At 46.0% G+C, this 19,857-nt stretch carries 17 protein-coding genes; 9 read left to right on the forward strand and 8 right to left on the reverse strand.

Translation table 11 applies throughout. From position 1 onward, the window contains the following. The first annotated feature begins 6 nt into the window (after positions 1–6). The 5 genes from MYF79_RS26415 (at position 7) to MYF79_RS26435 (ending at position 4,836) form a co-directional block, all read left to right on the forward strand. The gene (locus MYF79_RS26415) at positions 7–1,107 is read left to right on the forward strand and encodes a hypothetical protein (protein ID WP_247810888.1); all 1,101 of its coding nucleotides are present in this window, start codon (positions 7–9) and stop codon (positions 1,105–1,107) included. 106 nt (positions 1,108–1,213) lie between these two features. Then, a complete protein-coding gene (locus tag MYF79_RS26420; protein WP_247810889.1) occupies positions 1,214–1,618 on the forward strand; it encodes a hypothetical protein in 405 nt (134 codons plus the stop codon). Positions 1,619–1,668: 50 nt separating this feature from the next. Further along, positions 1,669–2,562, forward strand: a complete 894-nt coding sequence (locus MYF79_RS26425) for a helix-turn-helix domain-containing protein (protein ID WP_247810890.1) — start codon at positions 1,669–1,671, stop codon at positions 2,560–2,562. Positions 2,563–2,646: 84 nt separating this feature from the next. Further along, on the forward strand, positions 2,647–3,378 hold the full coding sequence (locus MYF79_RS26430) for an SDR family oxidoreductase (RefSeq protein WP_247810891.1): 732 nt from the start codon (positions 2,647–2,649) through the stop codon (positions 3,376–3,378). Positions 3,379–3,834: 456 nt separating this feature from the next. Further along, positions 3,835–4,836, forward strand: coding sequence for a 2-hydroxyacid dehydrogenase (locus MYF79_RS26435; RefSeq protein ID WP_247810892.1), 1,002 nt, complete (start codon positions 3,835–3,837; stop codon positions 4,834–4,836). 92 nt (positions 4,837–4,928) lie between these two features. On the opposite strand, the gene MYF79_RS26440 is transcribed toward MYF79_RS26435, so the two are convergent. Next, the gene (locus MYF79_RS26440) at positions 4,929–5,705 is read right to left on the reverse strand and encodes a hypothetical protein (protein ID WP_247810893.1); all 777 of its coding nucleotides are present in this window, start codon (positions 5,703–5,705) and stop codon (positions 4,929–4,931) included. A 479-nt stretch (positions 5,706–6,184) separates the two neighbouring features. Between MYF79_RS26440 and MYF79_RS26445 the strand changes: the two genes are divergently transcribed. Together MYF79_RS26445 and MYF79_RS26450 are read left to right on the forward strand one after the other, a co-directional pair. Beyond that, positions 6,185–6,352 carry a hypothetical protein gene (locus tag MYF79_RS26445; protein ID WP_247810894.1) on the forward strand — a complete coding sequence of 56 codons (168 nt, stop codon included), beginning with the start codon at positions 6,185–6,187 and terminating at the stop codon, positions 6,350–6,352. Positions 6,353–6,713: 361 nt separating this feature from the next. Then, positions 6,714–7,400 carry a class I SAM-dependent methyltransferase gene (locus tag MYF79_RS26450; protein WP_247810895.1) on the forward strand — a complete coding sequence of 229 codons (687 nt, stop codon included), beginning with the start codon at positions 6,714–6,716 and terminating at the stop codon, positions 7,398–7,400. Positions 7,401–7,486: 86 nt separating this feature from the next. Here MYF79_RS26450 and MYF79_RS26455 read toward each other — a convergent pair whose 3' ends face one another. From MYF79_RS26455 to mnmD, 6 genes are all read right to left on the reverse strand, one after another. Further along, positions 7,487–8,005 (reverse strand): DinB family protein, encoded by a 519-nt coding sequence (locus MYF79_RS26455; RefSeq protein ID WP_247810896.1) that lies wholly within the window; start codon positions 8,003–8,005, stop codon positions 7,487–7,489. A gap of 182 nt (positions 8,006–8,187) precedes the next feature. Beyond that, the gene (locus MYF79_RS26460; protein WP_247810897.1) at positions 8,188–8,985 is read right to left on the reverse strand and encodes a polysaccharide deacetylase family protein; all 798 of its coding nucleotides are present in this window, start codon (positions 8,983–8,985) and stop codon (positions 8,188–8,190) included. Continuing rightward, entirely contained in the window at positions 8,978–9,754 is a 777-nt protein-coding gene (locus MYF79_RS26465; protein WP_247810898.1) for a glycosyltransferase, read from the reverse strand. The genes MYF79_RS26460 and MYF79_RS26465 overlap by 8 nt, the downstream gene beginning before the upstream one ends. A gap of 24 nt (positions 9,755–9,778) precedes the next feature. Next, positions 9,779–10,957: a glycosyltransferase family 87 protein gene (locus MYF79_RS26470; RefSeq protein WP_247810899.1), complete on the reverse strand. Its 1,179-nt coding sequence runs from the start codon at positions 10,955–10,957 to the stop codon at positions 9,779–9,781. Between the two features lie 514 nt (positions 10,958–11,471). Continuing rightward, positions 11,472–14,942 carry a peptidase inhibitor family I36 protein gene (locus MYF79_RS26475; RefSeq protein ID WP_247810900.1) on the reverse strand — a complete coding sequence of 1,157 codons (3,471 nt, stop codon included), beginning with the start codon at positions 14,940–14,942 and terminating at the stop codon, positions 11,472–11,474. Between the two features lie 133 nt (positions 14,943–15,075). Then, a complete protein-coding gene (mnmD, locus tag MYF79_RS26480; RefSeq protein ID WP_247810901.1) occupies positions 15,076–15,747 on the reverse strand; it encodes a tRNA (5-methylaminomethyl-2-thiouridine)(34)-methyltransferase MnmD in 672 nt (223 codons plus the stop codon). 267 nt (positions 15,748–16,014) lie between these two features. Between mnmD and MYF79_RS26485 the strand changes: the two genes are divergently transcribed. Continuing rightward, positions 16,015–17,049, forward strand: coding sequence for a LacI family DNA-binding transcriptional regulator (locus MYF79_RS26485; RefSeq protein ID WP_247810902.1), 1,035 nt, complete (start codon positions 16,015–16,017; stop codon positions 17,047–17,049). Between the two features lie 20 nt (positions 17,050–17,069). Next, complete coding sequence (locus MYF79_RS26490; RefSeq protein WP_247810903.1) at positions 17,070–18,170, forward strand: glycoside hydrolase family 43 protein; 1,101 nt, start codon at positions 17,070–17,072, stop codon at positions 18,168–18,170. A 96-nt stretch (positions 18,171–18,266) separates the two neighbouring features. On the opposite strand, the gene MYF79_RS26495 is transcribed toward MYF79_RS26490, so the two are convergent. Continuing rightward, positions 18,267–19,835, reverse strand: a complete 1,569-nt coding sequence (locus tag MYF79_RS26495) for a RagB/SusD family nutrient uptake outer membrane protein (protein ID WP_247810904.1) — start codon at positions 19,833–19,835, stop codon at positions 18,267–18,269. Positions 19,836–19,857 lie beyond the last annotated feature (22 nt).

The raw sequence follows: 19,857 nt of genomic DNA on the forward strand, positions 1-19,857 counted from the left end.
CCTTATATGGCTGACATAACATCATTTGAAACATTAGACATGGAAATTGAAAACGTCGGGGGAAAGCCTGTTGTGCTGGAAGCCTTATGGGGAGGAGACACACGGGGATGGTCTTTACTACTGTATGTTTATACTGTGTCTGGATTCTCGTTCACTAAACGCACTACAAGACACTTTTTAGGCCACGTTGCTCTTCCTGAAGAGATGGAACAATTTACTGACGGCAGGCCGTCCGTATCCTTTCTCGCGGAACAGTTCGGAAGCAGCGCTTCCAAAAAATATAATCTTACCTTTTATTTCCCATCCCCCAAGCACGCCGATGAAGACTGCCCCACGTGGGAAGAGCGGCACCTCGCAATCACCTGTGCAGATTGCCATAAATTAATTATTCCCACGGATAGCCCGTATTTGCCAAAGGACATTTGCTATGATTGTCATCTCACCAGAGAACGAGATAAAGAGCTAAAAGATGATGAGCCCTGTGACGAAGGCGTTCACATGTACATGTGTAAAGATGGAGAATACGAACACCTGGGCTATAGCACATACTTCGATTCCTTTACAATTGCCCCTTTTATTGATGAAAAAGTAAAAAAACGGCTGACGAAGAATCCGGTAGATGTGGTTGAACTCGGCAGGGAGGATATCATCGAACTGAAATGTAAATTAGAAGACGCCTTAAGTGAGAAGCTGAAAAGCTACACAAAGCCTGTGATTAATGAACGAATGAGAAAATTCCTGATCACAGATACTATTGAGTATAAGGGGAAGGATTACGAAATTACGAGAAATTCCAATCACGAGCACATGGAAATTTCCAATTTCATTTACAGCGTTCAGACCGCAGAAAAAGCTATTGCCGGCAATTATATTTATAAAATCTACTTTAAAAATGGATTCACATACCGGGATGACCATTTCTTACGCTTCATCCATTATGTTTGCCAGGGCGCAACAAACATTGTAAATATAAACAGTGAACATAAGCATATACTGACCGATACAGAAATAATGAGAACACTGAAAAAATTAGAGCAGGTACATTGTGTGACAATATACAACGGCGAGGTTAGTATTACCCAGATGGGCAGATGTTTAGTTTCCTAGGAAAACCAATGTCCTATTGGACATTTCAACACCATAACAATGACAATAACAATATAAAATAGTCAAGACCTAATCTGACAGTATTGCATTCATCTATAAGCCTCCTATGTTTAACTTCTTCAAAAAACGCAAACCGGTTATACCGCCTTTCGATAAGCTGCAAGCCTCTCCAATAAAAGATTGTTATTTCTATCGCGTGGCCCAATGGCATCGGCTATCAGACGGAAACATCCTCGCAATTGATCCCAATGCGCCAAGAATAGTCACATTTGACCCCTGGCCACAGCTTATTTTCCTGGAAGCCGACGGCAAGAGAACGGTGACAGAATTTGTTGCCTATCTGGCATCAAGTTACGAAAAGGAAGTGCCATTGGAACTGGACGACACTGTTTTGACAACCATTGACAATGTACTAAAAACAGGTCTTATTCAGTTATCAACTATACCTATACAATTAGATCCAAAGATTCTAAAACCTTCCGATAACAATATAATTGATAAGCTGAAATGAAATAGTACCTTAAGTACATAATACGCGTTTGAATTTTGTAATATTGCCCTATGAAAGCAAAATCACTGAACGACTATTACAAGGCCAATTTCAACTGGCTGCCGGATCATATTCAGCAGGAAATAGGCCGTTTTAATGTGTTTAAGTTGGATGATTTTGTAAGACAACATTACAAACCGGTGCCTTTTGGCAGGAAGGACTATTATAAAATAAGCCTGATCATCGGGAAGAATAAAGTTTATTATGCCGATAAGATATTTGAGGTAAAGAAGCATGCAGTACTGTTTTCCAACCCCCAGGTTCCTTATAACTGGGAAAACCTGGATGGCGAGCAAAGCGGCTATGTTTGTGTCTTTTCCGCCGATTTCTTTTATCAGTTTGGCAACCTGAAAAATTATGAAGTATTCCAACCCGGCTTCCTGCCTGTATTTGAATTAACGCTGAAACAGGTGACAAAACTCAGGCAGTTATTTGAGCAGATGATGATTGATCTCAACTCCAGCTATGTACATAAATACGATGCATTGAGAAACCTGGTGTTTGAGATCGTGCATTATGTATTAAAGACGCAACCAGCGTTTAACACAAGTGGACAGAAACTTAATGCTTATAATAAAGCCGTACAATTCCTGGAACTGCTGGAACATCAATTCCCAATTGAAGATGTTCGCCAGAGGCTGCAATTACGGACTCCGGCAGATTTTGCCGGGCAATTGGCTGTACACGTTAATCACCTGAACAGGGAGGTTAAGACGGCTACCAATAAAACCACGTCCCAGCTGATTGCTGAGCGTATTCTACAGGAAGCAAAAATATTGCTAAGGCATACTAAGTGGAATATATCTGAAATTGCATTCGCCTTAGGATACCCGGAGGTCACTCATTTTAACAACTTCTTCAAGAAACAGATGAACATCAGCCCTACCCAATTCAGGGACGTTTGATTTTCGTAAGGCTTCGTTTGAATTTCGTTACATCACCTTTAGGCAGCATGCTACCTTTGCTATGTAAAATTTAAACGCCGTACAATGAATCTTACCAATCAAACAATCCTGATAACAGGTGGCACCTCTGGGATTGGCTACCATCTTGCTGTTCGCCTGCATGAAAATAATAATAAAGTAATTATCTGCGGCAGGCGGAAAGACCGCCTCAGTGAAATATCCAGCGCACATCCCGGCATCGATACTTATGTATGTGATATGGAAGATGCCGATCAACGTGTCATGTTGGCCGAATGGGCAATCAACACTCATCCATCACTGAATGTCCTGGTCAACAATGCCGGTATCCTTCATTATGTGGATTTGACAAAGCCGGTTGATCAACAGCAACTGACAGCTGAAGTAACCACTAACCTGATAGCACCCATTCATTTGAGTGGCCTGATGATAGCACACTTACAAAAGCAGGAGAATCCAGCCATTATGAATGTAACGTCCGGGCTGGCATTCACTCCTATCGCGAATATGCCGGTTTATTGCGCTACGAAAGCAGGTATGCATGCCTTTACGATGTCACTGCGACATCAACTGAAAAACACCTCCATCAAAGTATTTGAAATCATTCCACCGGCTGTCAAAACCAACCTGGGCAAGTCTGATGGCAATGACGATACAGGCCATGACGCGATGGATGTGAAGGAATTTGTTGAGCAGGTGCTGCTGGTGGCAGAGCAGGACCAGTATCAAAAAGGCATAGGAATAGCGGAAGGACTGGTGGCACAAAGGGATGCCTTGTTCGATGTTATCAATCATTAACCTTTATATAAGCTGTCTCAGAATAATTTTGAGACAGCTTGTTCATATATCAAGATATATTGACAAAAAAAACAACTCCTTCCGATCGTTACGCCCTTGCGGCTCCAGTTTGTTTTTGCCACAGGCCAAGGGTTACCAATGTTTCTGCTCTGCTTACTCCTCCTTGTTCTCTCAAAATAGCAAAGCCCTTTACCGCGAAGGATCTTATCGTAAAGCCGGGTCTCTTTCAGGTCATAAACTGATATTATCTTAACATTCTCATGTATTCCAACTCGGGTTTATTAGCTATCTTGGGGCTTACCAGCAGCTCCCAGGTTAGCTTCAGGCCCGCTGACATGCTATAGGCGCTGATATCAATCATATCTACAGTCAACCGGCGTCATATCATTCTCTTAAAAGCGGCAGCTACCTTTATGCGCACCATTTGAATTGTAAATATTAAATATTTGAGATAATATGAAAGTAGCAGTATTCAGTGCACATAAATTTGAGAAGGATTATTTGCTTGAAGCAGCAAAAGGAAGACACGAACTATCCATGTTCGAACCATCCCTTACCGCTACTACGGCAGCCCTGGCAAATGACTACGAGGCCGTCTGTATTTTTGTAAATGACGATGCATCCGCAGAGGTTTTGCAAAAGCTTTCATCTAACGGCGTAAAATACCTGGCGCTACGCTCAGCCGGCTTTAATCACGTCGACTTAAAAACCGCCGGGAAATTAGGCATAAAAGTAGCAAGGGTACCCGATTACTCCCCTTACGCCGTGGCTGAACATACCGTTGCTTTAATGCTTGCACTTAACCGAAAACTACTCAAAGCCCATAACCGCATCCGCGACCTGAACTTCTCTCTGGACGGGCTAACAGGATTTGACCTGAACGGAAAAACGGTTGGTATAATAGGGACCGGCAAGATCGGGAAATTAGTGGCACAGATCATGCGTGGTTTCAATTGCAAAGTACTGGTCTTCGACATCTATCAGGATACAAGCTGGGCTACTGATACGGGGGTTGTATATCAGGATCTTGATTATGTATGTGAGCACTCCGATATCATCTCGTTGCATACGCCATTGAATGAACATACCCAATATATAATAAACCGGGAACGTATCAACAAAATGAAGAAAAACGTAATGATCATCAATACAAGCCGGGGTGGCCTGATCAATACAAAGGATATCATATTGGGCTTAAAAGACGGGCAGATCGGATACCTGGGATTAGACGTATACGAAGAGGAAAAAGGATTGTTCTTTGAAGACCATTCCAACGATATTTTACAAGATGATGTGATTGCAAGACTGATGACCTTTCCCAATGTGCTTATAACCAGTCACCAGGCTTTTCTGACAGATACCGCATTGCAAAATATCGCTGAAACAACCATGGGGAATTTAACCTGCTTTGAAAAAAATATTGAATGTAAGAATGAACTGATTGACAAATCAGCATAAGGGCAAAACAGATAGGATAAACCTAAACGGCTTATCCTATTGTCAGATATTCGGGTTCCTTGCATCTCAGACATTCACCCGTTTTTTTCCTTTTAATTGCTTTTCAGGATCACCAGTTGCTTCGGCTCGAGGTATAATTTCACGAAGCTGGCGCCATTGCTTTGCTGTATCTCCACTCCACACTTACGGCCGTAGATGTATCTCATCTGCTGCTTATCTTTATTGATGCCCGGGTCTACGAGAACATATTCTTCCTTTGCGTCTGCAACAGCAGAATTGTATACAACCAGTATTTCTTCGTTGGAAAGGATGCGTGAAAAGGCCAGGACACCTTGCGGACTGTCGGAGAAATGAAAGTTACGCCGCTCAGCGGATGTTTGCCTGAAATGCATTGTTCCGTGCCTCAATGCCGCTTCTTTCCCGCATAAGGCCGCAATGGCTGTAATCTCTCTGTAAATGTATGATCGTTGGCTGAGCATATTCGTCGACTGTTCATCCGGTGTAAACATCGCTTCCCAGTCCTCATAGCTATTGCCTTCCCCGGGTGTACCCATAGCGCAGAGCTCGAATCCCATGCCGGCAATCACCTGTTTTGGGCAGGCATTAAAACTAAGCCAGCGTTTGATTTCTCCACCTGCCCGCTGATGATCGTCAATAGAGCTTACCATCAGCTCACCGTATTTACCCTCGCTCAACACACTTCTTTGCAGGGCATCGTAGTGCTTAATGAATTCGCCCGGAGGAGTTTGCCCTTTGATGACACCGGCCAGCAGGAAATAAATGAATTTCTCCTGCCATTCACGATGCCCGGCGGTCCAGGCGCTTTTGCCTGGCTTTGGGGAAAGATCAACATTGTGGAAAGATATCATGTATGCATTTTCATTTATATGCACAAGCCGTGCATGTTAACTAATCATTCAATCTCAGGTAAATTTAATCTGAAGACATGGCTGAGAAGAATGACGGCTATCGACGACCTGGATGATTGTAGTCATTATATTCAACCCCAGGTAGCATGCGGTTAACGTTTTTTTTACTGGCACGAAATACTGCAGGCCGGAAAACCGCGGTACCGGTCGCCTTAGAATTTTGAACATCAGAAAAATTTAATAAATTAGTAGAGTAGTTTATTCTATAACCCTCAAATGATTAACCCGATGAACCTAAACCCTTATGTTATCTACACTGATACTAATTTCCGTTAGCCCATACATCACCTGTAATAAACACAGATGCGACACTTTCCCGTTTAACATTCACCAGAACTTTTATACGTGCTGAACAACCGCTCCATGGCATAGCTCCCCAGGCTGAAGACAGGAGAGGACAACTTTAAATATTACTCACTATGAAAAAAGTCCCAAAACAGAAAAAACTGCAGCTGGTAAAGATCAAAATCGCCAATCTTAGCAAGCTAAAGGATGACGCTATGAAAGGAGGCCGTATTTGCGAAACCTCCCTTGCTGAGACCTCCTGCCCTACCTGCTCCCGTGGAGAAACACTGTGTGATTGCTAAAGGAAGACAGTGTCAAAGGCTATTATCAAGGCCTTTGACACTGCCTGTAGTTATACCTGACATTGTCATAAGGATGAGTATGCAAGCATTTTGAACTGATGAGATGTGAAGCCTGCGCCCCAGCAAACAAAAAGAATGTTGGTGGTGTTATCTTATTATTAAACAGCGATATAAAGTCGAAGGAAGGGACCATTATAGATATTACAGTCTACGTTTTTAGTTAAGCTCATCATCCACGATACAAACAACTACGGAATGCAGAAATATTAAGCGGTAGATCCGGGCGGATCTACCGGTGCCGTCATACCGGCATCAGGCAGCTTATGTATTTACCAAACCATTGAGATTAAACCAATACATTATGATACAGAATTTAGCGAATCTCGGCAATATTAACACAAAAGAATATTGGGACGACAGATTCAGTTCAAATAACAAAAAGTCATGGCGGGCAAATGCCGGGGAAAATCAAACTAAACTTTTTGCTTACGAGATTGTGAAAAGATTAAAAATGGATGCTGATTTCGATGGAACTATTCTTGACTTTGGTTGTGCGCTGGGGGATGCAATACCCATTTATAAAGAGCGCTACCCAAAAGCCAGGTTTATGGGAACGGATTTTTCAACTGCAGCTATAGAGATCTGCGTCAGGAAATTTGGGGATATCGCGACTTTCATGGCCAAGGATGCTGATGGTATTCCGGCCGTAGATGTAATCATTATGTCAAATGTATTGGAACATTTACCTAAACATAAGGAGGTGGTAGATACATTACTGAGTAAGTGTAAAGACCTATACATTGCTGTGCCATATGACGAGCAGGAGCCTTTGCATGAAGAGCATGTCAATTCATATGACCGCCACACGTTTGACTACCTGAATGCTGAAAACGACGTTTATCTGTGCAGGGGGTACGAATTTAAACAAATACTGAAATCGTACATCTACATTGAATTGAAAAACCTGATACGCCCGCTTTTTAAAGTGCCACTGTATAAAGGAGGGCTCAACAGGCAGATCTTATTTCATATAAAAAGTCCAAAATAATTACACCAGTCAGATACTTCACCGGAGTTAATGCAAATGGCTACAGTTTTTCCCTGTAGCCATTCGGGTTATTATTATTAATAAGCTTACTTAGCAGTATTTTTCATGGCCTGTTCCTGCTCATAAGTCGGACCATACATGCCGGGCACACTATTTCCTGTGGTACGCAGGTAAACGATCATTTCGCCGCGATGGTGATAAATATGATTAAAGAGAAAGCTCCTTGTAACCATACCCCGTGGAAGCGGCCCCAGAACAGTATGCTCTCCCACCTTCATTGTCCAAGGCACCTGCAGGCTTTCTTCTGTCACCGTTTTCAGCGCTGCTCTTGCCTTTTCTACATTGTCTTCAAACAAAGCAAGTGTTGCCTGGATATCCGCAGGATCGCCCCGCTCCAAACGATCAGCCGCCATATCGTACACATCTTGTGTAAGCGTACCGGTGTACCAGTAATAGATAGTGGCAATGTGCTGTGCCAGCTGCCCCATTGTCCAGGAAACAGGTGAAGGCTTAAAGTTAATGTCCTTCTCAGGCACTGCCTGCAGCAATTTCCTGGTGCTGGCCACCTCATGTTCAAATTCCTGTAACAAGGTTTGTACAATCATAAGCAAAGTTTTGATGAAGATACAAAGTGATTACATATCATCCATCATTACTGAAGTACATGTAGTACAGGTTATTGTACCAACTAACGGATAAGTCTGTCGGCCCGGGGAATACCCAACGCGCTTCCACTTGATGCATCTATGCAGCGTCACAGAGATAAAGAGCAGGATACAAGATTAGTTCAGGGGTGAACATGTGCAAGTTGTTCATATTCCCTGAGCCATTCCACATGCGTGCAGAACTCCCCTTTCTGTTGCAGGTATTGCAGGAAGCTGTTTAAGCGCTCTTGCATTTTGATACCTGATACCCGACGGATATAAGCCGGCAAGGTGTAATCTTTAAGATCGGCCAATTCCCACGGGTGGAAATAGGTGGACAGCATACCATCCTTTTTGAGTATAGTGTTGCTGAAATGCCGGGTAACAAAGCCGGGCATATTCTTGATGCTGAGCCAGAAAACGGGATAGCGGCACAAAGGAGATACAGAGGAAGGCATTATCCACAGGCCGTTATCCTGGAAGGGCGTTCTTGGTTTGTCCCGGTTATTATAACGTCCCGGCAACCAGGTGGGGTTCAGGGACGCGTCGTACAGGTAACCGGCATTTTTCAATGCAGTCGTACTGACCGGTTTAAGACGGGGCATACGGAAGCCGTATACAGGCTTGCCTGTTATATCCTGTAATGCCAGCCGGGAACTTTCCAGGTGTGCGGTTGCAAACTCGCTATGATAATAAGCATGAGAGGCCACTTCATGCCGGGTGGCCAACTGGCGTACCAGCTCAGGATAGCGCTGCGCCCAGTGAGCTGTGATAAAAAAAGTAGCCCGTACCTGGTAGCGCTCAAAGAGGTCCAGCACGGTCATCAGCCCATTGTAGGAAACAGACATTTGCTGCTCCGGCGGCACCTGTCCGCCAAATTCCAGGGGAATATCAAATTCCTCCACATCTACACTTATCAGCAACCTGTTTACCTTACTCATGATGCATTTTTAAGATCCTTATATAGTTCCGCAGCTCCCGTAACAACAACTTTAGCCTGAAGGAAGAAAAGCTGATACCGGAACGGCAGGTAATATCCAGCGATTCCATGATAATCATCGGATCCTGACCTGCCATGTAAATAAATTCGCTATCGTATAAAAAACCGTCTATTCTGGTAGACAACAATACGCGGCGTCCATGCCGGTTAAAACCTTTCAGGCCTGCCTGGGCATCGTTGATCTTCAGATGCAGCAGGAAACGGTTCATACAACGGCTTATCTGCGTAATAACCTTGCGCCTGGCCGGCAGTAATTCCAGGTAAGCAGCCCCCCTTTCTCCTGCCACAACATCTGCTCCTTTCAGCAGCAGCTCATATACCTTTTTTATAACGGCTACGCCAAAAGGAAAATCCAGGTCCGTATATACCTGCAGATCAAAACGGGAGTGTTTTGTGCCCTCCCGCACGGCATGTCCCTTTCCACGGTTCACCGGGTAGCCCACAATGATGATATCCGGAATAGCTGACTGGAGCTGCGCGATGTGCTGCAGTCCAAAGTTACGTGTAGATCCGTCATTCACCAGTATAAGCTGTACCGGCGCCGGCGCAAGCATGCGCCGTACTTCTTCATAATGTTGCAGCAATGTGCCCACCCAGTTCTCCGGGGGATTGCAGCAAGGTAATATAAGATCAAGACCGGTGGTTGTAGTCAATACATTCCCCGGCCTTGTATTAACATTCACAGGTGTTAATAAAGGCTGCACAGACATAAGGCGGTTATGTGTTGTATTGTATTAAGTAACGTCGGGATTCCTCCATCCCCCTATATGAGCCTGTAAAAAAAGCAGTACAACGGTACAAGGCAATGCTTTAATATGCCAGGCAATGGCATATTGATTAATGAACTTCGGCACCAGGTCCGTTGGTGAAAGGGATACCACCACCAGCGTAAACCATAACAGGCCATTACGCCAGCTAAGGGATAAAGGCATCACACAGCAGGCAATAGCCACGCCGGTAACTGCCATAATGTAGGTGGGGGATTCTGTGCTTTGATTAAAAACTACGATCCATATCAGCAGGTAGGCCAGCAACATCCAGGGATAACCCTCTACGCGCTTTAACAGCCCATATATCAATACATGCAGGAGCATTACCACTGCTATCAGCAATGCTATTTTGTCAAACAGCTCTATGGTAGCCGTTTTGAGGCCCAGCATCACATGCAGCATCCCCAGCAGGGAACCATCCTCTTTAATAGTACTGCTTGTCAGCAGCTGGAACCAATCAACATAATGCTGCCAAAGCAGCTGCGGGGAAATGAACAGCAGCGGAAGCAAAGAACCGGCAATAGTCCATACGAGGCCCCAGCCAATAAAGGCGCCTTTCCGGGGGAAGAACAGGAATGCCAGACCTGTAATAGCCCCATATCCCTTTATGAAAAAACATAACGCTGCGAACAGGGCAGCACGCATAGATTGTTGCCGTTGCAGGCTTACCACCGTCAGCACCATAAATGCCGTCATGGCGGGATTGGTTTGTTCGGATTGAATGGCATTACTCAGCTCAATGAGCAGGAACCAGGCAATGATATACTTAATACTTTCTGCGAAAGGCAGCTGCCGGATCATATAAAGGAAAATGGCAGTACTGCCCAGCATCCAGGCCAGTAGTCCTACCTCCTTTGGCAATAATGCAAAAGGCGCAAACAATACAGGAAATGATGGGTGATACAGGAAATAATCATAATATTCCGCAGGGTACAGCTGGTATAACGGTAAGCCTTGCACGAGATGATAAAACGAAGTACGGAAAATAACAAAGTTATTATAGCGTCCCGTAGCTATCGCCTGTATGTACAATATAATGGTGGCAACAAAATATATAGCGGCAATGACCGCCGGATGTCTTAACCATGTTGGGATTTTATTACGCCATAAAGAACTGGCGTCAGGTACAGCTGTTGTTGTCATAAAAAATCTATAGGTATCCCCCGATAAATATCTGCTTTACCGCGGTACAGCGCTTAACAGTATTTAACACTATTTAACACTATTTAACGTGCAAATATGTATAATGTTACAGTACGCTACAAAGGAAAGAGAAAATTTAAGCCGTTTTTAAGTTCCTGCCCGGAAGCGGTCTTTGGGCCTTTTTGTCCCGCCTGGGCTACAGGCCTGCGTTACAATGGTGCTGCTTATCAAGTGCCAGGCACCTCTAAGATCATAACAAGAGCTGGAGGGCATAGGCATACCGGAGAGACAGACAAAAAGATCATAAGACGACAAACACACATTCAAAACAGCAACCAACAGATTGATATATAAAAACATAGCCCGGGAACAAGTTCCCGGGCTAACATTTATGTCTACTAATGGGCAAATACTAAACTGATCAAGTTCCCCATACGTCGGGTAAAGTGCATGAACCACATCAGGCGCATTCGTCTTTCCCTCCGGCCGCCGTATCAAAGACGTCTTGTTCCTCTTAATACTTTATCACCTTATTGCTATATGTCTTCTTCCCCGCTGTCGTATTAATGATATACACCCCGGCAGGAAGATGTGAAAGGCTGAGACTTGTACCATTCTGTACTCTTTTAGCAGGAAGTACCAGTCCTCCGTTACTATTAAATACCTTTACGATGACATACGGCTCCTTTATACCCTCAGCCTTCACCGTAATATCAGACGTAAACGGATTAGGTGCTACTACCAGGCTGCTGCCGGTTGCCGGCGCAGACAGGGTACATCCGGCCTCAAATGTCCATGCCCCGGAAGATACCCTGAACTTCACATACTGCGCATCTTCTCCATTGAATGTTACACCGGGTATTGTCGTTACGGTTGAGCCGTTTCTCCATATAACGGTACCATTCACCCTGATCTCCTTCAGTCCGCAGGTAATGGCGCTCTTCGGAATACCGACGATACCTGTTGTTCCGGGGGGAGCGGTGATAGCCTGTGTAAGACCGGCACTACCGGTGGTAAGGCTTGCACTGATATTGCCTTTAACGGTAGGGATCACACCCGATATATTTGTAAGGTCGGCCGGCTGCGGCAGAAAGGCATACTCTTCATATCCAGGCAATGAAGGACGTATGCCAAGCACGTAAGCACTCATAACATATAATGGTCCTGCGGCCCAGGCATGATTATTACTATTGGAAGCCGGGAACTCTTCCCACAGGGTGGACGACCAGCTATCGATCATGCCGGCATAGCGGTCTTTCATTCTTTTAATGCCTGCCTTTGGATCCAGCTGCACCATAGCCTGTTCTATATACATTTCCTGGTAGGGGCTCGCATTGTACTTTGTTTTAAGCACGTTCAGTATCGCTGCTTTCTGTGCGTCATTAGCCACACCGGCCAGGAAGGCCCAGGCATTGCTCCTGTCGTCTATGATCTGCGACTGGACGCCATCGGCGGTACGATGATATACATAAGCGTTCGCGTTGCTGTTCCAGAAGTAATTATTAAAATTGCTTCTCACCCTGTTCAGCAATTGCTCGTAGTAAAGTTTATCTGTTACATATCCCAGTGCATTGGCGATACTGGCGGCCGATTCAAGGAAGGACACATAAATACCGTTATAAACAGTGTTGGCGGCGCCTGCAGGTGTTGCATCCTTATTATCGCCCCAGTCTATCCAGTTCCATGGCCCATCCTGCCATACAAGCATGCCATCGCTGTTTGAACTGTTTACACAATAGGCAGCAAATTTCTTAATGGATGGATACAGTTCCTCTAACAGCGCCCTGTCGCCCGTGTAGGTATAATATCTTGCCAGCATGGCGATCGCGGCCAGGTTCTGGTCAGGTAAATGGAACGCAGTACCGGGGCCTGTAGTATACAATGATCCATCGCTTTTCTGTGAACGCAGCAACTCCCTGTAGCCTTTGCGGGCAAGCAGATTGGAGGCAGTGTCATAGAGATAAAAAGAGTAAAGGATCTGCTGGGATACATCGCCCCACCATTGCCCTCTTTCCCGGTTGGGACAATCATAGAAAATATCTCTCATGCACACACGGGATGTTGCTTTGGATTTATTCCACAATGAATTGAGCCTTCCGTCGTTTGACGTGAAGGTTCCCGGTACCGTTGTGTTATAGCTCGTTTCGCGATACCTCAGTATCAGTACCTGTACAGGGCCGGTCACGTTGGAGAATTGATAACTTACTGTATCGCCACTGGAATTCTGCCAGGCAAAACATTCAAACTCCTGTTCCCCTGCTTTGGTAATATATTCCTGCCAGTAAAAGCGGTTCACTTCTATCCTGATCTTAACACCGGCCGGTGCATTCACTTTCAGGTATGGCCGCAGCTGTATATTCGTACCCACTCTTGCTGTAATGATACGATTGGAGCTGATAGTAGCCGGGAATGACGCTGCATTGGTATAGGCGCCAAGATCATATTCTTTCCACATCGGTATCGTTCTTGGCATCAGCTGATTCCATGGCGCCGCACCTGCTATACCTTTCTGAACGGCAGATGGCCAGCTGCTGTCATCGTAAGCAGCAGTTGTCCAGGCGCCGGGTTCTGCCTGTGCATTGTAGGAAACAGGCCAGGCAATCCATTTGTAGTCGCTGTTGTCCAGGATAAGCTGCGTAGTGGCGCCAAACGATGGATGCACCTTTGCTTTCCAGGAAGCATCGGAAACAATAGATGAAGGGGTGCTACCCGACAGGGATGATTCAAAAAGGAATCCACCATTATTCGTTACACGCTGTGAATAGGAGTTATTTCCTCCTTTATGCCAGACAAGTACGGCGATGGTATTTTCTCCTGGGGTGAGATAAGGGGCAAGATCTACTTCGTCGTAATAAGTATTTAAGAGGTCAGGACGTACATCCAGCCCGCCGTCTTTCACAACCAGCTGGTTATTCACATACAGCCAGTATTTATTTTCCACAGCGATCTTCGTCAGTGCACGGGATGGTTTGGCTGACAGCGTTACCTTCTTTCTCAGCGCAAGCCATGTATTGGCGGGTCCTGCAGCAGATGTCCATACCCAGTTAGCCTGCCATGATGAAGGATTGATCTTTGCAATGATCAGGGATGTTACCTTATCGTTCCAGTCAGGCCCGATCCAGGGTTCCGATGCTGTTCTCGTCAGGCTGGCGCCGGAGAAATTATCATCCCAGTATACCGTTACCTGGTAGCCTGCGGGTACTGTAAACGAAGAAACCGCATCATCGGGCAATCCATAGGCTATCATTTGTGCCCGTGTATAATTACCGGGAGAAAGCGGGACCGCCTTTCCCAGGTAGGATGCATCTGTATAGAAAACAGCCTGCTCTTCCGGCGCTACCTTTGTAATAATGAGAGAGGTAACCTTATCATTCCAGTCTGTGCCGATCCAGGATTCTGATGCCGTCTTAGTAAGACTGGCGCCGGTGAAATTGTCATCCCAGAAAAAGGTGACCTGGTAACCCGCCGGAATCATATAAGAAGTGATGGCATCATCCGGAAGACCGTTCGCAATCATCTGCGCACGGGTATAGGTACCGGCAGATAACGCTACAGCCGTTCCGCCGTAGTTGATATCTGTGTAGAATACGGCCTGCTCTCCCGGCGGTATCCTTGAAACAATAAGAGAGGTGACCTTGTCATTCCAGTCAAGGCCAATAAAGGACGCTGATGCCGTCTTAGTAAGACTCGCGCCGGTGAAATTGTCATCCCAGAAAAAAGTAACCTGGTAACCCGCCGGAATGGTGAAGGAGGAAACTGCATCGTCAGGAAGCCCGCTGCCGATCATCTGCGCCCGGGTATAGGTACCGGCAGATAGTGCGACAGCCGTTCCGCCGTAGTTGATATCCGTATAGAAAACCGCCTGGTTTGAGGGATCGTTGGCGGCAGCATGTACGGATATACAGCAGGTCAAAAAAAGGGACAGGGCCAGAAGGACCGGCATACGTCTTCCGGGCCACTTCATAGGTAGCTTTAATGGTCTCATTGTGAGTTGTTAAAGAGGTTTGTACTTAATGATTTCTACAGCTGTAATGGAATGGGTAAGTTAACGCGTCGTAGTATAAATATATGCAATCCTGTGGGTTTTATACCGGATAATATGGGATGTTTTACAGCTGTCAGCGTATAGCCCGCACGATCTCCCGTTTATGGGAAGGACCCGGCAGTTTCTCAACAATAAAACCCACGGATTTCATCGCACGTCTTACACTTCCTTTGCAGGAATAGGTCACCAATATTCCTCCCGGAACGAGACAGTTATACAGCTTTTCAAAAATTTCTTCTGTCCAGAGCTCAGGCTGTACAAGCGGATCAAAGGCATCATAATAGATGAGATCAAAAGACCCGTTAAAAGCAAGGTCCTGCAGTGCCGCATGCGTTTTATGCAGGCAGAAATATGGGTTTATCCTTACATCTTCATCCCAGGAAGCACTGTGTATGGTCATCAGACAGGAATGTAAGATGGGTTCATCAAGCACTTCATCATAGTTCAGTGGGTCTGTCTCTGCTTGGGTTAGGGGATGTTGTTCGATGGTTTGATAATAGATATGCCTCCCTTTCCTGGCACTCTCCCGGAGGGTCAGCAAAGCATTCAACCCGGTTCCGAATCCCATCTCAAGTACCGACAGAATACCATCGGCCTTTTTTGACAGCTGATACTTTAACCCCTCCCGGATATACACATGAAGACTTTCCTGGACAGCGCCATGAATACTATGATAGGTGACGTTCCATTCAGGAATGGATATCGTATGGGATCCATCTGCAGTTATCTGTATCCTTCGTTCCATCGGTATAAAGTTCGGTAATTCAATTCCTGCAGCAAATATACAGATCATCTGCCGGCTGATCTCAGACCAACATCCAAGGCTGACACACTACCCGCTATTATTAAGCATCCTGCATACTATTTCTAAAATTGCAACCGATTGTGTTATTTATTTTCCAAAAAAGTTTACTTTAGCTGTACAGTCCAATCGCAAGCGATTGTGCTATGTTCACGATTATGAGTGCCCGGATCTGCTCTCTCATTTATATTTTTATCGATACTGACATTTATGGCAAACGAACGAGAGGTCACCATATATGATATTGCCAGGGAGTTGAATATATCCGCAACTACGGTCAGCCGTGGCCTGCAGGATCATCCTACCATCAGCAAAAAGACAAAGAAAAAGATATTTGATCTTGCTGAAAGACTGGGCTACCGCAGCAATCACTTTGCCCGCAGCCTGCGCAACCAGAAGACAAATACCTTCGGCATCATTGTGCCCCGGCTGAACAGCCATTTTATGTCCTCAGTGATTGCCGGCATTGAAAACGCTGCCAACGAACATGGATACTCACTTCTCATTGCGCAGTCGTCGGAATCTTCCGTGAAAGAAGCGTCCAGCGTCCGAACGATGTTCGACAGCCGGGTGGACGGACTGCTTGTTTCACTGGCCGTCGATACCGCCGACCTCAGTCACTTTGAGCATTTCTTCAAAAAGAACATCCCGGTCATCTTTTTCGACCGTGTAATGCCGCATGAAAACTCCGTCAATATCCTGATAGACAACCGCCAGGCGGCCTATAACGCCACCCGGCACCTCATAGAGCAGGGTTGCCGCCGGATCATGCACATCACAGCCCCTACCCTGCAGAATGTATACAGGGACAGGCTTAAAGGCTATAAAGAAGCCCTTGGAGAGCATAAGATCAGGTTCCGGGAGGATTATATCGCCATTACCAATTTAAGCCAGGAAGCGGGCGCAGAAATGGCAAAATCGATATTGAAGATGAAACCACTTCCCGATGGTGTCTTTGCCGCCAACGATACCTGCGCCGTAGGCTGCATGCTGGCACTGAAGAAAGCGGGCATCCGCATCCCGCAGGATATTGCCTTTGCGGGGTTTAACAATGAGCCTGTGACGGAGGTTATAGAGCCGCACCTCACCACCATCAACTATTCAGGTTATGAAATGGGACAGGTGGCAGCCAGGCACCTGATCAGCCATGTCAGGGATGTCTCTTTCGTAAGCAGTACCAATACCATCATTCTGCGTTCAGAACTGATCGTCAGGGCTTCCTCCCTGAAAAAAGGTTCCAAGTAGCATTTTAACACACTTACAATATGCGCCTTTTACAATTACCCGTTCTAACTATCCCCGCTGCCCTCGCATGCATGATCTGCAGCTGCGGACAGTCCGGTTCAACGAAAACGACAGACAGCACACAGGTAACCGCTACGGCCGACAGCAGTGCGAAGAAGTACCTTTCACAGCCGCTGGTCAACCACATCTACACCGCCGACCCTTCCGCACATGTGTTCAACGGCAGGTTCTATATCTACCCTTCACACGATACGGCAACCGGTATTCCGGAAGATGACCTGGGAAGTCATTTCGATATGAAAGATTATCACATCCTTTCCATGGATTCCATCGGCGGCAAGGTAACCGACCATGGCGTTGCTCTCGATATCAAAGACATTCCCTGGGCCCACCGCCAGCTCTGGGCGCCGGATGCGGCATTTGCCAACGGTACCTACTACCTGTATTTTCCTGTGAAAGACAGCCAGGATATATTCCACATCGGTGTGGCTACCAGCACTAAACCGGAAGGCCCTTTCAAAGCAGAGAAAGCGCCTATCCCCGGCAGTTACAGCATTGACCCATGCGTCTTTACAGATGATGATGGTAAATCGTACATGTATTTCGGAGGCATCTGGGGCGGTCAGTTACAGCGGTGGAACAACAATCGCTATGACTCCACCAAAGGCAACAGGAAGCCGGAGGAACTGGCTATTCAGCCCAGGATGGCGAAGCTGGAAACGAACATGAAATATTTCGACGGACCAGTAAAAGAAATACAATTGCTCGACGAAAAAGGCCAGCCCTTTCATGAAAAGGATAATGAGAAACGCTTCTTCGAAGCATCGTGGGTGCATAAGTATAAAGGAAAATATTACTTCTCCTACTCTACCGGCGACACTCATAACCTATGCTATGCCACGGGCGACAGCCCATATGGTCCATTCACCTACAAAGGCGTCATTCTGACGCCCGTTGAAGGATGGACCAGCCACCATTCTATCGTTGAAAAAGATGGAAAATGGTACCTGTTCTACCATGATGTACAATTATCAGGTAAAACCTACCTGCGCAACGTCAAGGTAACGGAGCTGCACTACAATGAAGATGGCAGCATTCAGACGATCCATCCTTCCATGTAAACTATAACGAAAGAATGTAAAAAGGGGAGCCTGCCGGTCTCCCCCTTTTTTTTGTGCTACCATTTATCTACAACATAGTATCTGTATTCAATACGCTTAATACCCGGGGTTCTGTGCATCCACCCCACCTGTTCCCAGCTTCGGATTATTGTCAATTTCCTGCTGTGGGATAGGTAACAGCTCATCCCTGTTCACCCTGAAATAAGAAAGCGGGTCTGTCGTGAAATATCCTTTTTTCCTCCACCTGAGGATGTCACGGTTCCTGATCTCCTCTCCTCCCAGTTCCACCATCTTCTCATGCATGAGGGCCTTCGTTACCTGGTCTTTATTGGATACCGGGAACTGGGCAGTGGGATAATGGGGCATCGCTACAGAAGGCCTGTCCCTTACCTGGTTGAGATAATCCACCGCAGCTGATGTATTGCCCAGTTCATTCTCACATTCGGCAAGCATCAGCAACACTTCCGCATAGCGGATGATGCGCTGGTTGTTACCACCGGGATGATAGGATGCAGTAGAAACGCTTTGTTTATAGATCAGCATAAACTTACGCCAGCTCACCTTTTTTGTTACACCACGTACAGTAGAAGCGTTACCATTCTGCATGGCATCTGTCAGCACATCTGCATCGTTGTTGAATTTGTCGCCCGTTTCATAAACAGACGCTTTATACCGCGGATCAGTTTTAGCTGCACCGCTGGCAGTATTCTCAAATTCGTTGAGGTATTTATCGGAAGGAATGAGGTTTCTCCATGCCAGCGGACAATACTCCTGGTTACGGATGGTAGATTGCGCTGTTCCTGAACCGTCGCCGGTATTATTCCAGTCAAAGCTGTTATCTCCCCTGTCGTAATACACTGCTTCCCATATTGACTCGGCATTGAATTCTGTTTCTTCGAGGAAGTTATCACTGTAATTATCAACCAGTCTGTAAAGTCCTGAACCGGTCACTTTCAGCAGGGCTGCCTTTGCAGCCGCATAATCGCCCTTCTGCATGTTTACCCTGCCCAGCATAGCGTTTGCTGCACCCGATGTTGCCCGGCCAAGGTCTGATGAACCATAGGTGGCTTTTAACACAGCGGCTGCTTCTGTAAGGTCTTTGATGATCTGCGTATATACCACTTCTTCTGTAGCCCTGGCCTGAAACTGATCAGGACCGCTCACCACAGTAGTGTATAAGGGAACCGGCCCCCAGAGGCTGACGAGCTCAAAATAAGCCCATGCCCTGAAATACTTTGCCTCAGCAATGCATTGGTCCCTTACCGCATCATTGTCAGTTACATTAGGAGCACTACCGATTACGGTATTGGCGCGATGGATAACCGTATAAAGCCCCCTCCATACACTGTTCATCACAGAGTTGTCGGAAGTGGTGGCGCCGTTCAGCATCTGCGCCCTTGGCAATTCCAGCTGTCCGCCACCGGAAGCTACATCGTCGCTTCTGAGATCTTCCACGAAGAACCATTCACGGGCAACAAGGTTGCCTGCGTGAAAAGAAGAATAAATGGCATTGGTGCCTTTCTGCAACTCTTCGCTGTTCTTAAAATATTTATCCAGTGTGGCATAACTGGGATTTGTTTTATCCAGGTCCTTGTTACAGGCGATGGAGAATACTGCCGCCATTGCAACGGCTATGGTGATCCTGTTGGAAAAATGCTTTTTCATGTCTGTTGTTTTTTGCTGCTCA

It is taken from the genome of Chitinophaga filiformis (assembly GCF_023100805.1).
In the GTDB taxonomy this organism is placed as follows: Bacteria; Bacteroidota; Bacteroidia; order Chitinophagales; family Chitinophagaceae; genus Chitinophaga; species Chitinophaga filiformis_B.

Coding starts and splice junctions, on each gene's coding strand:
- MYF79_RS26475 (WP_247810900.1), bottom strand. CDS start 14,942: ATGAGACCATTAAAGCTACCTATGAAGTGGCCCGGAAGACGTATGCCG.
- MYF79_RS26455 (WP_247810896.1), bottom strand. CDS start 8,005: ATGATTGTACAAACCTTGTTACAGGAATTTGAACATGAGGTGGCCAGC.
- MYF79_RS26425 (WP_247810890.1), top strand. CDS start 1,669: ATGAAAGCAAAATCACTGAACGACTATTACAAGGCCAATTTCAACTGG.
- MYF79_RS26420 (WP_247810889.1), top strand. CDS start 1,214: ATGTTTAACTTCTTCAAAAAACGCAAACCGGTTATACCGCCTTTCGAT.
- MYF79_RS26465 (WP_247810898.1), bottom strand. CDS start 9,754: ATGTCTGTGCAGCCTTTATTAACACCTGTGAATGTTAATACAAGGCCG.
- MYF79_RS26450 (WP_247810895.1), top strand. CDS start 6,714: ATGATACAGAATTTAGCGAATCTCGGCAATATTAACACAAAAGAATAT.
- MYF79_RS26445 (WP_247810894.1), top strand. CDS start 6,185: ATGAAAAAAGTCCCAAAACAGAAAAAACTGCAGCTGGTAAAGATCAAA.
- MYF79_RS26460 (WP_247810897.1), bottom strand. CDS start 8,985: ATGAGTAAGGTAAACAGGTTGCTGATAAGTGTAGATGTGGAGGAATTT.
- MYF79_RS26430 (WP_247810891.1), top strand. CDS start 2,647: ATGAATCTTACCAATCAAACAATCCTGATAACAGGTGGCACCTCTGGG.
- MYF79_RS26495 (WP_247810904.1), bottom strand. CDS start 19,835: ATGAAAAAGCATTTTTCCAACAGGATCACCATAGCCGTTGCAATGGCG.
- mnmD (WP_247810901.1), bottom strand. CDS start 15,747: ATGGAACGAAGGATACAGATAACTGCAGATGGATCCCATACGATATCC.
- MYF79_RS26485 (WP_247810902.1), top strand. CDS start 16,015: ATGGCAAACGAACGAGAGGTCACCATATATGATATTGCCAGGGAGTTG.
- MYF79_RS26435 (WP_247810892.1), top strand. CDS start 3,835: ATGAAAGTAGCAGTATTCAGTGCACATAAATTTGAGAAGGATTATTTG.
- MYF79_RS26415 (WP_247810888.1), top strand. CDS start 7: ATGGCTGACATAACATCATTTGAAACATTAGACATGGAAATTGAAAAC.
- MYF79_RS26470 (WP_247810899.1), bottom strand. CDS start 10,957: ATGACAACAACAGCTGTACCTGACGCCAGTTCTTTATGGCGTAATAAA.
- MYF79_RS26440 (WP_247810893.1), bottom strand. CDS start 5,705: ATGATATCTTTCCACAATGTTGATCTTTCCCCAAAGCCAGGCAAAAGC.
- MYF79_RS26490 (WP_247810903.1), top strand. CDS start 17,070: ATGCGCCTTTTACAATTACCCGTTCTAACTATCCCCGCTGCCCTCGCA.